Source organism: Paenibacillus rhizophilus (assembly GCF_003854965.1).
Lineage (GTDB): Bacteria > Bacillota > Bacilli > Paenibacillales > Paenibacillaceae > Paenibacillus_AQ > Paenibacillus_AQ rhizophilus.
Genome location: NZ_RQPI01000001.1, coordinates 606,864 through 620,031, shown reverse-complemented (window position 1 = coordinate 620,031; position 13,168 = coordinate 606,864). Strand labels below are relative to the sequence as shown.

Below are 13,168 nucleotides of genomic sequence, written 5' to 3'. Positions count from 1 at the left end.
TGAGCATCCCTTGTATTAGTATCTTACCGTTTGCGGGTAAAAAAACAAATGTCGCCGAAAAGTCACCTTGGTTGTTTTACGTTCCATTCCCGCAAACAGCGTTTTGCCATAAAGATCGCGGACAGTCTTCCAGGCCAACACCGCTTGCGCAATGAACCAAACTATAACTACTGCAAGTCCAAGACCAGCCAAGTACCCGAATGTGTAAATCAAATAAGGAAAAAGCATGTCGGAATACACGTATGGAAGTTGATCCCTAAGTGCGCCAAACCCGTGCCCCCGCCAACCAGCTGTAGCCAGTGTTTCCCGCAGATTGATAATCATATAGCTAGCATGCTTGGGAACTCTTCCCGGATCAATAGCGGCTATTATACCAATCCGGAAAGCGGGTTCCCTCCAAGCATAGAATAATACTACGGCTGACGCTCCCAAGATCATAACAATGGAGCGGCGCCATCCGCCGTTTAACCATGAATAAAGCGTTAACACAACAGCTGAAAATATGATTAACTCCGTTAGTGCGTGTCCGACAGCGTAGAATAAACATGGTAATAGAATCATCGGGAGTTCGAACCGTTTTTTTAAGCGGAAAGCCCTGGAAGATGAATTTTGGTTCATAGTCCAGATTCCTGTCAAAGCGATAATAAGAATATATGGACTCCAGCCCATGATATTAAAGATAAAGCCCCCGAGTTTAATCCAACCCTTAGCACCATTCACAGATGTATCCGAAAAAAGCGCGGCCGTCATGCCAATTAGAGTCACGAAGTACAAAACCCAGGAATAACGCCGGAGCTTGCGATAGTCGAAAAAAGCCAGCCCAAGCATCAATACGATACCCATAACCAGATAAAGAATGTGATTGGAGGCCAGCCTTCCATAAAACTCTTCGGTTCCAGAGTGACCTTTAGCAGCGGCGGCAAGGGACAGCATGCCGGAAAATCCGATTGCAGCAAACAGTAGAACCACGGCAAGCAATTTCCAATTCATTCGCGGCTTATGTACACGGTGCAAATTCCTTCCAACGGTTTCCGGGTCGCCCATCTGCTCCAGCGCCCACTTGGCAGCCTCTTCTTTCTCGAAGCCCATGGCTTCCCGTTCCCCCGCTAGTTCTTCCAGATGGTTAGCCAACTCCATTCGCAGCTCACCGTGAAGTTCACGAGCACCGACCTGTGCGCAGACTTCGTCCAGAAATTCCTCAAATGCATCGGATCTGCTCACTCAAATCCCTCCATTCCCCAATACGGAATCGACGGCATTGCGGAATAACGCCCATTCGCGTTTCTTTTCTTCCAAAATCCGCTTGCCTTTGTCCGTGATTTGGTAGTATTTCCGTTTACGGCCTTCGACGGTTTCCCAATAAGCCTGAACCCAATCCTCTCCTTCCATGGCGTGCAAAATGGGGTAAAGTGTCCCTTCCTTCAGTGCGAATGTCCCTTCGGATTTTCGTTCAAGCTCTTTAATCAGCTCGTAGCCATATAGCGCTCTGCTGTTCAACAGCATAAGCAGCATCGTAGCGGTGCTGCCTTTCATAAGTTCCCTGTTCATTGCCGTGCTCCTCCTATTCCTACCACGGGACGTTCAATGGTTGCGGTCATAATTATACATAGGCATTCTATGCATTGCAATCCTATGTATTGCGGATAGCAGGAGAAATACGATTGTTTTCTCGGTATATTTATTCCAATACGCAAAAAAGCCGCTCCCCTATTGGAAAGCGGCCCTGGCAAAATCAAATGATTAATGTCATTAAGGATAATCGTTAATGTGCTGAATTACCGTTTCGTGAGCGCCAAATTTGCAGTTTCATCACGATCCCGCGCCCTTATATTTCCGCACTCCCCGGCTCCAGACAAACAAGCCGATACTGACAAAGATTGCGCCCATGACCGGAGTCAGCAGCGCCATCCGCGTCATCTCTTCCCGCTGAAGGAACAGCCCCGCCGGATATACGCCCACAAAGGCGAACGGCAGAATCCAGGTAAGCAGCACCTGAATCACCCGGTTGTAAATCGTCACCGGATAACGGCCGTAAGATTGGATGTTGTACATCAGTGGAATGATGCCGGTGGGAGCGTCCGAGAAGAAAGACAGCGCCGTCAGAGTTGTATAGATTCCCATATAAATGGCCGCAGCGCTGATCGTCAGCAGAATTAACGCCGGAATGGTCCACCACTCGAACGGCAGCCCCAAATTCAAGCCGCTGACCGCCATAATGAGCAGTCCGATAAGCGAGCCGATAAGCGAGGGCGGGTCCACATTTTCCAGAAATATCTGAAACAGATTGTGGGCGGGACGCGTTAAAATACGATCCATTTCCCCTTTGACGATATAGCGCTCGCTGAAATTCCACATATTCACGAAACAGGCGAATACCCCCCAAGGCACCATGAAAAAGCCGTAAACGAAGACCACCTCGTCCTGGCTCCACCCTGCAAGGCTGTTCGTATGCATAAAAATGACAAAGATAAAAATCAGATTCGTCGCCTGAAATAATAGATCCGAAAGCACCTCTACCCAAAAATCCGCTCGGTAGGTCAGCCGGGTCTTCATGTAATTTTTCAAATATTCGGACAACAGTCCTAAGTGGTACATCTCTTCCTCAACCTCCCTGCACGAACAGGCGCTGCCGCGCCGCGCGGTATAACCAGAACAGCGGAATCAGCAGAACCGCAAACCAGATGATCTGAATGCCGAATACGTTCCAAATCCCCACACCCTGCACCCGCCCGGTAAAGACAGAACCCGGCAGATAGGTAATCGCCTGGAACGGCAGCAGTTTGAGAATGGAAGACAGCCAGCCCGGGAACAGACTGATCGGAATGATCAGACCGGAGAACAGATCGACAACGACGCGCTTCATGCGCATCAGCCCTTCATTATTCTCCACGAAAAAAGCCAGCAGCCCGGTAATAATGTTAATCTGCGAATTGATCAAAAAGCTGAAGAACAGCATGACTAAAAATCCGGCCCACGCCGCCGGGTCATGCGGAAGATGCACCGGAAACAGCAGCATGGCGAGCGCCATGCCCGGGATCATAAACAGCAGAAAACGGAACATTCCCTCGCCTAGACCCTGCATCATTTTGGCAAGCACATAATTGTAGGGCCTAATAAACTGGATGGCGATGCTCCCGTCGCGTATGTCCGTCGAAATTTCTCTGTCGAGATTATTGAAATAGAACGCTCTGGCCATCCACGATACGGCCACGTAAGTTGTCATCTGCGCCGCGGTGAAGCCGCCCAGTGACTCTCCCTGTCCGTAAATGGCTTTCCAGGTGAAATAATTGACGCCGATGTTGAGGGAATAGATCAGGATTCCTGTGTAATAATTCAGCCGGTAGGCCAGCATGGTCAGAAAGCGGATGCGGATAAAATCGAAGTACGCCTCGAGCAGCAATCTTCGCTCAGTTCTCCTGAACTCCTGTCCTTCCGTGCCCGCGTCCTGGCCCCCCTGAGGAGAACCCGCGTCCGAAAGTGCATTAAACATGCCCGGCTCCTTCCCGAGGCAGCGCCAAATTCGCCTCTTCCGCCTTATTCGCAGACCCGGACTGGTAAATACTGCGGACGATATCGTCCGTATTCGTTTCAATAATCTTGATATCCGTGATATCGGCTTGTCCGACAACCCGGCCGAGCACGTCAGACACGTTCATTTCCAGCGGAATCCATACCGTAGCGCCCAGATTGTTCTCGGCTGTCCATTTTACAGGCATACCTTCGGTCAGCAGTTCCAGACGGTTAAGCTTTGTGGCGGTTCCAAACTGGAATACCACCTCGCGGCCCGTTCCCCAGCGCTGCTTCAGCTCATCGAGCCCGCCGTCGTAAATAATGCTCCCGTCATCGAGCATAATCACCCGCGAACAGAGCGCCTCAATGTCCTGCAAGTCATGGGTCGTAAGCAGAATGGTCGTGCCGTGCTCGCGGTTCATATCCTTCAGGAACGAACGGATTTCAGACTTGACCACAATATCCAGCCCAATTGTCGGTTCGTCGAGAAATACGATGGACGGATTATGCAGCAGGGCCGCCACCAGCTCGCAGCGCATCCGCTGACCGAGACTGAGCTTGCGTACAGGGCGGTTCAGCAGCTCCTGAAGCTCAAGCCTTTCCACCAGCTCGTCCAGCCGCTTTTTGTAATCGGCCTCTTCAACGCGGTACACCTTGCGCAGAAGCTCGAATGATTCGATTACGCCGATATCCCACCAGAGCTGGCTTCGCTGGCCGAATACCACGCCAATGTTGCGGACGAATTTCTCGCGCTCTTCATAAGGCACATAGCCGCCTACAGTCAAGCGCCCGGAAGTTGGGACCAGAATACCAGTCAGCATTTTGATCGTCGTCGACTTACCAGCGCCGTTCTCGCCAATATATCCGCAGATTTCACCCTCCGGAATTTGAAACGAGATATCCTTAACCGCAGTTACTTCGTTGTATTCCCGCTTAAACAAATCAACGAAGGCCCCTTTGAGACCTCCGCGGTTTTTTTGCACTTTAAACGTTTTTCGCAAATCATGTACATCAATCGCTGCCATAGTATACCTCGCTAAACAATTAAATTCATTCAAAGGACATTATATAGGAACGGGCTTAAAAGCACCACCCTTTACGTGTTTTGCCTTTTACCGTGCCATCATTCCCGGCAGCGATTCCCCATCCTGCGCTTCAAGATGGCCGGAACGGATTACTTTCGTGCGCAAATATTTCTCGTTAAAAACGGACACATCGCCCCACAGCGCCACACGCTTCACGGCGTTCATGCCAGCGGCCTTCAGAGCTTTCAGCTTCTTGGGATTATTGGTGATAAGCGTAACCGGCTTGCTGCGCAGATGCTGAAGCACGCTGATGGCGTCCGTATAGCTTCTGGAATCGTCCTCAAAGCCCAGCTCCAGGTTCGCTTCCACCGTATCATATCCTTCTTCCTGCAGAAGGTAAGCCATCGCCTTGCTGAACAGCCCAATGCCTCTCCCCTCATGATTAGCCAGATAAAATAGAGCGCCGGAGCCATTCTCCACGATCATCTTCATCGACTGATGAAGCTGGTAGCCGCAGTCGCAGCGCTTGCTGCCGAAAATATCGCCCGTATGGCAGATGCTGTGCATCCGAATAAGCGCGGTGTCGGCATTCTCGAAATCCCCGTACACCAAAACACTGGATTGCTGGCTGTCGGCAAGCTTCATCCCGGCCAGGCGGCCGATCAGCTTCTCAGTCATTTCCTCTCCCGCAAGTTCCAGGCGTTCTTCATCCGTCACGTGGAGCCAGCTGTACCACTTGAATGTAACGGTCTCTCCGTTCAGGTTCACCGGAAGCGTAATCGGCCCGACAAGAATGTTAGCTGAGTCGTTCAGATCGATGGTATGGATTTTATTATTAAGTATGGACACAATCTCAGGTTTAATCATGAGCGCACCTTCCTCAATTATATTTCATTTCAATCGGCCGCTCGCAGCAGAGTCGATTTATTTTAAATTAAAGTAACTATTTGTAAGTAAGTTTATCATTGTAATATAAATTCGTCAAGTTATAATATATACTTAAATAATTATAATTACTTATTGTAAGTTTATGTTATAATGAATGTTGAGGTGATGGTATGAAAAATTTTGAAATGTGTCCCCGCTTTGAAAAGGCAGTCGATCTGCTAAGCAAGCGTTGGGTCGCGCTGATCGTATTTGTATTGATTCCCGGCCCATGCCGGTTTGGCGAAATTGAAAGCTGTTTGTCCAACCTAAGCGGCAAAGTGCTGTCTGACCGTTTGAAGGAATTGGAAAATGAAGGTATAGTTCAGAGAACCGTCTATCCCGATATTCCGGTAAGAATCGAGTATTCGCTAACTGCGAAGGGAACGGCGCTTGCACCTATTTTGAAGGAGATTGGCAACTGGTCCTCGGACTGGGTTGAGCTTGGAGCCGGAAGTCCCTCTTGACCCGCAGACAAAAATGACGCCCTTTTACTTCCCATTCGGGATTTAAAGGGCGTCATTTAATATAAAGTATTCGGATTAATAGCATGACAATGGTAGGAATATACATAATTATGTCATACTATAGAAAAATTTTATGTCGATATTGTTGCTTAAGCGTTGAAACCAACGGAAAAATATAGTAATTTAAAGGAGTCAAGTAAACTAATTAATAGAGAGGTGGAGTAATAATGGAAAGTATGTGTATGGAAATGATGATGACGATGTGTATGGAAGACATGATGGCCAAGATGAAATGCATGAAAATGTGCATGGAAAAGATGTCGAAGATGGACGGCATGGAATCCATGGACATGGAAATGATGATGCAGAAAATGCAAGACTGCGATGAAATGATGACAATGTGTATGACTATGATGCGTGAAGCCATGCCTATGTCAAAATAATTGTTTCAACTAAACGGTCTTGGCAGAGCAGACAACTGCATGCCTTTTTTTATGCCCTTTTTTAGGCTTTCTCTGTTTTAGTGACGCACATGAATATATTTGTCCTGAAGTTTTTTAGCCAAAGAGATTCTCTCCAGTTTAAGTTCCCAGACCCGCTCTTTCCAAGCCCTCGCCTGAATATCGCTGCCGCCGTTTCTCAGCTTCTCGAACAGTTCCAGTAAGATCACATTGATATCGTCAAAACGGTTCCACATCTCTTTAATCTTCTGTTCACGAATTTCCGCTTCCGTCATGCTCTTCAGTTCTTTCAAGGTTTGGATGAGTTCGGCCTGCCACTGGGCATCGCCAATTTGTTTAGCATAATTATAAAGGTCCAGATAATCATCGACAGACATCTCTACATCTCCTCGTTTTTCTTTATACCAAGTATTATACTCGGTATTATAGATATTGCAATACCCTTTTAAAAAAAGACAACCGCCCTCACCAGGAGAGCGGCTTAATCGATATTTTTTATACTATTAGTGCTGGCTTGAATTCACCCGGAGCCCGTCCAGCGGAAGGAACAGCGAGAAGGTGCTGCCGCTGCCCGGCTCGGATGCGGTTTTAATGTATCCGCCCTGTCCGGTGATTATTTTGCGGGTCAAATATAATCCAAGTCCGACGCCTTCCGCCTCCCTAGCGTTTGTCCCGCGATGGAAACGTTTGAATATGTCGTTTAGCTCTTCGGGCAGAATCCCCTGCCCGTTATCCGCTATGTCGATCCTGGCAAACAGATCATAGCCTGTGAGCGTAATGATAATATTACCGCCTGTATCGGTGTATTTTATCGCGTTATCGATCACGTTATAGATGGCTTCAGTCGTCCATTTAGCGTCATGGGGAAGCACAAGTCCCTGTCCGCCCCTCCATTCGATCGTTACGTTCTTATTCTCAGCTGCCGGAAACGCCTGCTTAATGGCGGCAAGCACCGTATTGCCGAGGTCTTTTGCTTCCGTCTCGATAGAGATAATTCCGGATTCCAATCGCGATAATTTAATCAGGCTGTCCAGCAGCCACGCCAGCTTGTCGGTCTGGCTCTTCAGGCGCCGGGTAAACTCCGGACGTTTATCTGGAGATATTTCGGGGTCGTCGAGCAAGCTGCTGTACATGGCGAGATTGGCGAGAGGCGTCTTGAGCTGGTGGGAGATGTCCGAGATCAGCGATTTGATCTCCCTGTTTTCTTTTAGATACCGTTCTTTCTGAACGGATAAAATCCCCGTCAGCTGAATGACTTGGCTTTGCAGCTTGGACAGCAGCGTGTCTTCGGTGACGGAAAGTATCTCTTTATCCCGCCGGTAGATGAGGCCTTGGATCATTTCTGAAAGCTGTTCAAGGACGGTTTCCATTTCCCGGCGGACCGAGAAAATGAATCCCGCGAATATCGCGCCGGTGCATGCTAGATATGCGAAGCTGCCAATCAGGACCGGAGTTTCCGGGCGGAAGCAGAGCAGCAGCGTGACAAGCAGGCCGGATACCAATGCAAATACAAACGTCCAGCGAAAAATCAACCTCCGGAATGGATTCTTTTTCATCCGTCACCCCACGTATAACCGATGCCAAATACCGTTTTGATGTACCGGCAGTTTTTGGGGTCATCTTCAAGCTTGTCCCGCAGCCTTTTGATATTGACGCTGAGCGTGTTCTCATCAACGAAATTCCCGGACTGGTCCCACAGCCTGTTCAGCAGCATCTCGCGGGTCATGACCTGCCCGCTGTTCTGAGCGAGCGCTTCAATCAACCGGAACTCGGTCGTTGTCAGCTTCAGCTCTTCTCCATTTTTATATACCATCATTTTATTAAAGTTGATCTTCAAGTCTCTATACATAAAGGAACGCTCCAGCCCGGCTTCATCGTCTCCGGCTCTTCTCAGAACGGCCTTTAAGCGCCGCAGAAGCACCTCCATGCTGAATGGCTTGGCAATATAATCATCCGCCCCAAGGTCAAATCCCGCAACGATTTCCGGCTCCGTATCATTGGCTGTGAGGAAGATAACGGGAATGACCGAGCTTCGGCGGATCTCTCTGCACAATTCGGCACCGCTGCCATCGGGCAATCGGATATCCAGAATGGCGAGATGAATGTTGCGTGATTGTAGATAATCGACGCCCTCTTTGTAAGAGCCGGCTGCAAGCACCTCGTAATGTTCTTTTTCCAGTGTATAGGACAACCCCTCAAGCAGCAGCCGGTCATCTTCCACGATCAAAATGGTGGTCATCTATTTCACTCCCCAGCCTTCAGTTTATCAAGGCAGCAGGAGACCTGCTGCGACATGCCGCTCATTGCCAGATGATAATCAGGCGGCTTCGCGCAGACGCTCGGCAAGCGGAGAACGGCAGACTTTCCGGTACGCGAGGACCGGAGCAGTCAGACAAACCAAGGCTACTAGTAAGATTACCGCCGCCAGCGGAATGGCCGGGAACGTATAAACCGCATACGTCGCTTCTTGGCTGAACAGGCGATACGCGCCATAGCCCAGCGCATTCCCAAACGCGGTGACAAGCAGGATGGAGATAAGGGCATACCAGGCTCCCTCGAACAGCAGCAATTTGTTAATCTGCCTTGGCGTCATCCCTATGCTTTCCAGTACCGCCAGCTCGGCCTTTCTCGCCAAAACGCCCGTAACCGTAATGTTGATGAAATTGAGCAGGCCGATCAGAGCGAGAATCATCGAAAGTCCCCCGCCGAGGATATAGAAGGCCAGCTTGGCCGATCGGACAAGCTTCATCATGTCCATTTTGGATTCCAATTTCAAATCGCCGTTTCCGGCGGACAGCGATTTGATTTGATCTGCTATGGCGGGCCAATCTTTCCGATCCGCGTTAATAGACAGCTTGTAAATGATTGGATCATTCTTCATTTGCTTCAAAGCGGTTTGGCTGATGTACACGGTGGGGGCCATCCCGTAATAAGGAACTTGGCTTCGCAAGGATACCGTTCCACCAATTTCCAACTCTCTCTCAGCCCCCCCGGCTCCGTTATTCAGCTTTAGCCGAAAGCGGTCACCGGCCTTAAAGCTGGCGATCTCCCCATCCAAAAAGGCAATTTCCCCGCGTTCGAACCGGTCCTCGTCCAGAGGGTTCGGCAGTTTTTTGTTGACTTCGCGAAAAGAAGCAGGGTCAAGCCCGATAACGGCAGCCCAGAATATTTCCGGCTGATTATGGATCTGGCTATCCGTAATCCTTTCAATATTAAAGGACTGCGCAAATTTATCGAGATAGGCTCCGAAGACCTTGGGATCATAGACAAGTGTGGACCGCTCGGCATAAGTAATTCTTACGTCCCTCGCATCTTTAAGCGCCTTCGCCGCAGAAACGATATTCGGTGAAATCGCCTGTTTCGTCACCCCTTCATAACCCAGTGTCATTGTCTGATTACTCAGTTCAAAATCATTAGACATATAATCGGCGACAAAATGTTCCGGATTCATGCTGAGCACCAGCGTATTGATAATCAGAAAGGTAGTCAAGCCGAGAAATAGAGATAAAAACACAACGAACGCCCGTTTTTTGATCCTGAAAATGTTGCGCAGCGCCATCCGGTGCAGCTTCGAAGCACCGCTGCCGCTCCGCGCTTTTGAAGAGGGGGTGATTCCGGTGTATTTGGCCGCTTCGATGGGCGAGATTTTTCCGGCAACCCTGGCTGGCTTGATACAGCTGACCATCGTTGTAATCAAGGCAAATAAAGCCGCTCCCACAAAAATAACCGGATGAAACGATAGGCTACCGCCGGCGGGCAATTCGAACGTCTTCAAGGCCATCGGCACAATTCCGAAGGAAGTTGCCGCTCCGGCGATTAAGCCCGTTGGAATGCCGATCAGCGCCATCCTCAGCGCCTGCTTTCGGATCATGGTCCGGATTTGCCGGCGCGTGGCGCCGATTGTTTTAAGCAGACCATAGAACCGAGCATCGCCCGCTACCGAGATGTACAGCACATTATAAATCAGCAGATAGCCGCTAAGCATAATAAACAGAACTAATCCCCCATAACCGGTAAGCGTCGCTATGCTGCCGTTATCCAGGCTTTCTTTATTGGATACAGCGTTCAGTTTCTGGCCTTGGTGAAGCCCCAGATCCTGTTGCAGCTTCTCTATAAGTAGTTCCGTATCTTTACTTGCAAATAAAATGGAAGCTGTACCGGAGGTTTGAATCGCTGCCCCGCTCTCTTTCATAAACGGCTCGGATACAAGCAGACTGCCTCCGTCTCCGGGGCGAAGCTGCGAATAATCTTTGAACCATCCGGTAAGTTTAAACGTCTCATTATGCCGGACCGGCTTTCCATCGGCAGCGACATTAAATGTTAGCGGAACACTCATCCCGATTTCGGGCTTGTCGATGCCCATTTGCCGAAGCAAATCCAGCGGAACGGCGATCTCATTCCGGGCAGCGGGATAGGTTCCCTTCCATTCGGAAATGGCAGGCATTCGCATATCGTTCCATTCGGCGGTATCATACCAGACCATTTGGACCGCCTCCTCCGGGTTTCCGGAAGTTCCGTCCGCAGCGCCAATTCCCGTCTGAAGTCCGACCGCCTTGACATAATCGAGATTTCTCATTCTTTTCAGCTGGTCTTCCGTGGGCGCGTTCAGCACAGCTTGGGCCTTCGTACCGGCCAATTTAATCTCCTGCAGATCAAACGATTTGGCAACGCTCATCCCGATGCTGAAGAAAGAGGTAATCAGCCATGTTGTCAAAAAAATAGCCAGCACTACAACCCCGTTTCTCGCGCGGCTCATTCTCATGCTACCGGCTGCCAGCCTGTTTACGGCTGTCTTAGTGTTGTTGCGAAACATGATAAACCCGTCCTTCCGCAATCTGCCCGTCTTCGATCCGAATCACCCTGTCGGCCATCAAGGCGATTTCCTCATTATGGGTGATCATAACCATCGTCTGGTTAAATTGCCGGCTGGTGACCTTCAGCAGACCGATCACTTCCTGTCTCGTGACGCTGTCCAGGTTGCCGGTCGGCTCGTCCGCCAGGATAAAAGAAGGCTTGGCCGCAAGCGCCCTGGCAATCGCGACCCTCTGCTGCTGGCCGCCGGAAAGCTGGCCCGGGAGGCGGTGGAGCAGCGCCGCCAATCCAAGCGTTTCAGCGATATGAGCAATAAACTCCCCATCGGGACGGTTGCCGTCCAGTTCAATGGGCAGAACGATGTTGTCGTATACATTCAGAACCGGCACCAGATTGTACTGCTGGAAGACGAACCCGATATTCCGTCTGCGGAAGACGGTCAGCTCGTCTTCGTTTAGCGCATAAATATCCTTGCCGCCGATCAAGACTTTCCCTTCGGTCGGCCGGTCCAATCCCCCGAGCAGATGCAGCAAAGTTGACTTCCCACTTCCGGACGTTCCGACAACAGCCGCAAATTCTCCATTCTGTATATCCAGATCCACTCCCCGAAGCGCCCGAACTACATTGGGCGCCTTGCCGTAATTTTTGATCAGGCCGCTTGCCTGTAAAATGGACATTTCCTTATCTCCTTTTCCCTATGTATTGGGTACCTGTTCCATTATATTGGATAGTTCTTACATTCCCGTGACAAAATATTTCCAATCGGGATCATCCAATGATGAAGAAACGGCTCCACCTTCCTATTACAGGAGGGCGAAGCCGTTTCGATATGAGAGTATTTTATTTCGGGTTCCGCAACGCAGATAGATCGCGAACGGCTTGAATAAGGTTTAGCTGCTGAACTGCGTAGTGACGATATCGTCAATCTTGACTTGGTCCTTCTTCAGCGTGCCGGACTGAACCAGATCGTCAATCCACGGCTGGAAGAGCTCAGTTGGCAGTCCCTTGTCGGTAAAGTAATAATGGGTGGCGTTTACCGGTTGTCCGATATATTCGGCGGTCAGCTTGACGGACTCGTCCGTATTCGCATTGATCCAATTTTGAGCTTTCTTGATGGCATTGACGAAGCGTTGTACGGCTTCCGGGTTCTCCTCAATAAATTTGTCGGTAAAGTAATAAACGGAAGCGCCTGACGCCGCACCTAGCCCCGTATCTTGGGAGTCTGCCAGCACGGTAAGCTTGGAATCATTAGCCAGCTTGTAGAAAGGCGGGTGAATGCCCGCGATATCGAGATTGCCTTGTTGAACGGCCTGAATGGCAGCCGTATCCGATTCAAAAGCGACATATTGAATTTGGCTTGGGTCTAATCCTTCTTTTCTAAAAATCTCATTGAAAATAAAGGTGCTGCAGTTTGGCGCAGTCCCGCTGACCGTAATTTTAGCTCCTTTTTTTGATTCGACATACTCTTTCAATGATTTGCCGGCAAATGACTCGCTCGTTACATACCGCATATGACGGAATTTGGGATCTACACTATCCGGCGGGTCCACTTCGCCCAGCGTAACGGCCTTGACCTTGGCACCGCCAGCCACATATGTAGCCAATGTATTGGGCAATGTCGCTCCGATATCATTGGTTCCGTTGAGAATGGCCGGAAGCTTCTGTTCTGTTTTCAACTCGCCCGTGTATTTGACTTCGAGACCTTCCTCCGCGAAAAATCCTTTTTTCTCGGCAATAACCCAAGGCGTCGAGGAGCAGTTCAATTTGGTATCCGTTTTTAACGTGATTACCTTTTTACCGGAGGAGTCCGCATTATAATTTGCATCCTTGAGATTTTTTAAGCCAGCCGCACCTTGGATTGTGTCAGATGTTCTTCCATAATAAGTTCCGATCCCTATGCCTGCCGCAACAACTACTGCCAAAGAACCAATAATAATGAGATTTGTCTTCTTCTTGCTTGCCATTTCCT

The 13,168-nt window shown here is 49.6% G+C and carries 14 protein-coding genes; 2 read left to right on the top strand and 12 right to left on the bottom strand.

The features are described 5' to 3' along the window. Positions 1–15 precede the first annotated feature (15 nt). From EH198_RS02940 to EH198_RS02915, 6 genes are all read right to left on the bottom strand, one after another. The gene (locus EH198_RS02940; protein ID WP_124694043.1) at positions 16–1,221 is read right to left on the bottom strand and encodes an FtsW/RodA/SpoVE family cell cycle protein; all 1,206 of its coding nucleotides are present in this window, start codon (positions 1,219–1,221) and stop codon (positions 16–18) included. Then, the gene (locus EH198_RS02935) at positions 1,222–1,548 is read right to left on the bottom strand and encodes a PadR family transcriptional regulator (RefSeq protein WP_124694042.1); all 327 of its coding nucleotides are present in this window, start codon (positions 1,546–1,548) and stop codon (positions 1,222–1,224) included. A gap of 261 nt (positions 1,549–1,809) precedes the next feature. Continuing rightward, positions 1,810–2,595 carry an ABC transporter permease gene (locus EH198_RS02930; protein WP_124694041.1) on the bottom strand — a complete coding sequence of 262 codons (786 nt, stop codon included), beginning with the start codon at positions 2,593–2,595 and terminating at the stop codon, positions 1,810–1,812. A gap of 7 nt (positions 2,596–2,602) precedes the next feature. Then, complete coding sequence (locus tag EH198_RS02925; protein WP_124694505.1) at positions 2,603–3,397, bottom strand: ABC transporter permease; 795 nt, start codon at positions 3,395–3,397, stop codon at positions 2,603–2,605. Positions 3,398–3,482: 85 nt separating this feature from the next. Beyond that, positions 3,483–4,535, bottom strand: a complete 1,053-nt coding sequence (locus tag EH198_RS02920; RefSeq protein WP_124694040.1) for an ABC transporter ATP-binding protein — start codon at positions 4,533–4,535, stop codon at positions 3,483–3,485. A gap of 87 nt (positions 4,536–4,622) precedes the next feature. Beyond that, a complete protein-coding gene (locus EH198_RS02915; protein WP_124694039.1) occupies positions 4,623–5,402 on the bottom strand; it encodes a GTP cyclohydrolase II in 780 nt (259 codons plus the stop codon). Positions 5,403–5,593: 191 nt separating this feature from the next. Between EH198_RS02915 and EH198_RS02910 the strand changes: the two genes are divergently transcribed. Together EH198_RS02910 and EH198_RS02905 are read left to right on the top strand one after the other, a co-directional pair. Further along, a complete protein-coding gene (locus tag EH198_RS02910) occupies positions 5,594–5,926 on the top strand; it encodes a winged helix-turn-helix transcriptional regulator (protein WP_124694038.1) in 333 nt (110 codons plus the stop codon). A gap of 227 nt (positions 5,927–6,153) precedes the next feature. Beyond that, positions 6,154–6,369 (top strand): hypothetical protein, encoded by a 216-nt coding sequence (locus EH198_RS02905; protein WP_124694037.1) that lies wholly within the window; start codon positions 6,154–6,156, stop codon positions 6,367–6,369. Between the two features lie 77 nt (positions 6,370–6,446). Here EH198_RS02905 and EH198_RS02900 read toward each other — a convergent pair whose 3' ends face one another. The 6 genes from EH198_RS02900 to EH198_RS02875 all read right to left on the bottom strand — a co-directional run bounded on the left by EH198_RS02900 (position 6,447) and on the right by EH198_RS02875 (position 13,163). Continuing rightward, complete coding sequence (locus EH198_RS02900; RefSeq protein WP_124694036.1) at positions 6,447–6,764, bottom strand: hypothetical protein; 318 nt, start codon at positions 6,762–6,764, stop codon at positions 6,447–6,449. A gap of 126 nt (positions 6,765–6,890) precedes the next feature. Then, positions 6,891–7,919 (bottom strand): sensor histidine kinase, encoded by a 1,029-nt coding sequence (locus EH198_RS02895; protein WP_221621470.1) that lies wholly within the window; start codon positions 7,917–7,919, stop codon positions 6,891–6,893. Positions 7,920–7,939: 20 nt separating this feature from the next. After that, positions 7,940–8,626 carry a response regulator transcription factor gene (locus EH198_RS02890; RefSeq protein WP_124694034.1) on the bottom strand — a complete coding sequence of 229 codons (687 nt, stop codon included), beginning with the start codon at positions 8,624–8,626 and terminating at the stop codon, positions 7,940–7,942. A 78-nt stretch (positions 8,627–8,704) separates the two neighbouring features. Continuing rightward, positions 8,705–11,143, bottom strand: coding sequence for an ABC transporter permease (locus tag EH198_RS02885; RefSeq protein WP_185702723.1), 2,439 nt, complete (start codon positions 11,141–11,143; stop codon positions 8,705–8,707). A 37-nt stretch (positions 11,144–11,180) separates the two neighbouring features. Further along, complete coding sequence (locus EH198_RS02880) at positions 11,181–11,876, bottom strand: ABC transporter ATP-binding protein (protein ID WP_124694032.1); 696 nt, start codon at positions 11,874–11,876, stop codon at positions 11,181–11,183. A gap of 213 nt (positions 11,877–12,089) precedes the next feature. After that, positions 12,090–13,163 (bottom strand): ABC transporter substrate-binding protein, encoded by a 1,074-nt coding sequence (locus EH198_RS02875; RefSeq protein WP_124694031.1) that lies wholly within the window; start codon positions 13,161–13,163, stop codon positions 12,090–12,092. Between the last annotated feature and the right edge of the window lie 5 nt (positions 13,164–13,168).

What these genes read in the sequence shown, in the direction of transcription:
- EH198_RS02935 (WP_124694042.1), bottom strand. Translation starts at nt 1,548, where the DNA reads ATGAACAGGGAACTTATGAAAGGCAGCACCGCTACGATGCTGCTTATG.
- EH198_RS02930 (WP_124694041.1), bottom strand. Translation starts at nt 2,595, where the DNA reads ATGTACCACTTAGGACTGTTGTCCGAATATTTGAAAAATTACATGAAG.
- EH198_RS02920 (WP_124694040.1), bottom strand. Translation starts at nt 4,535, where the DNA reads ATGGCAGCGATTGATGTACATGATTTGCGAAAAACGTTTAAAGTGCAA.
- EH198_RS02915 (WP_124694039.1), bottom strand. Translation starts at nt 5,402, where the DNA reads ATGATTAAACCTGAGATTGTGTCCATACTTAATAATAAAATCCATACC.
- EH198_RS02910 (WP_124694038.1), top strand. Translation starts at nt 5,594, where the DNA reads ATGAAAAATTTTGAAATGTGTCCCCGCTTTGAAAAGGCAGTCGATCTG.
- EH198_RS02905 (WP_124694037.1), top strand. Translation starts at nt 6,154, where the DNA reads ATGGAAAGTATGTGTATGGAAATGATGATGACGATGTGTATGGAAGAC.
- EH198_RS02900 (WP_124694036.1), bottom strand. Translation starts at nt 6,764, where the DNA reads ATGTCTGTCGATGATTATCTGGACCTTTATAATTATGCTAAACAAATT.
- EH198_RS02890 (WP_124694034.1), bottom strand. Translation starts at nt 8,626, where the DNA reads ATGACCACCATTTTGATCGTGGAAGATGACCGGCTGCTGCTTGAGGGG.
- EH198_RS02885 (WP_185702723.1), bottom strand. Translation starts at nt 11,143, where the DNA reads ATGAGCCGCGCGAGAAACGGGGTTGTAGTGCTGGCTATTTTTTTGACA.
- EH198_RS02880 (WP_124694032.1), bottom strand. Translation starts at nt 11,876, where the DNA reads ATGTCCATTTTACAGGCAAGCGGCCTGATCAAAAATTACGGCAAGGCG.
- EH198_RS02875 (WP_124694031.1), bottom strand. Translation starts at nt 13,163, where the DNA reads ATGGCAAGCAAGAAGAAGACAAATCTCATTATTATTGGTTCTTTGGCA.